Source organism: Natrinema limicola JCM 13563, assembly GCF_000337475.1.
In the GTDB taxonomy this organism is placed as follows: Archaea; Halobacteriota; Halobacteria; order Halobacteriales; family Natrialbaceae; genus Natrinema; species Natrinema limicola.
Genome location: NZ_AOIT01000014.1, coordinates 1 through 601, shown reverse-complemented (window position 1 = coordinate 601; position 601 = coordinate 1). Strand labels below are relative to the sequence as shown.

Annotated in this window: 1 rRNA gene; it reads right to left on the bottom strand. The window is 57.1% G+C overall.

The window, feature by feature from the left end:
• Nucleotides 1–601, bottom strand: a 23S ribosomal RNA gene (locus tag C476_RS17670); the annotation flags it as partial.

Genomic DNA, 601 nt, shown 5'->3' with positions numbered 1-601 from the left:
CAGGTGGGTTTCGAGCTTAGATGCGTTCAGCTCTTACCCCGTGGTGCGTGGCTACCCGGCACGTGCTCTTTCGAACAGCCGGTACACCAGTGGCACCCATTCGTAGTTCCTCTCGTACTATACGAACGTTCCCGTCAGATACCGTTACCCCCCCAATAGATAGCAGCCGACCTGTCTCACGACGGTCTAAACCCAGCTCACGACCTCCTTTAATAGGCGAACAACCTCACCCTTGCCCGCTTCTGCACGGGCAGGATGGAGGGAACCGACATCGAGGTAGCAAGCCACCCGGTCGATATGTGCTCTTGCGGGTGACGACTCTGTTATCCCTAAGGTAGCTTTTCTGTCAGCAATTGGCCGCATCAAGCAGCCTAATTGGTTCGCTAGACCACGCTTTCGCGTCAGCGTCCGTCGTTGTGCCGGACACTGTCAGACTTCCGTATGCTCTTGCGCTCTTTCCCGCGTCTCCGACGCGGGTGAGGAAATCTTGGGGCGCGCTCGATATCTTTTCAAGCGCGTACCGCCCCAGTCAAACTGCCCGGCTACCAGTGTCCTCCGCCAGGAGTGAGAGTCGCAGTCACCATCGGGTAGTATTTCAATG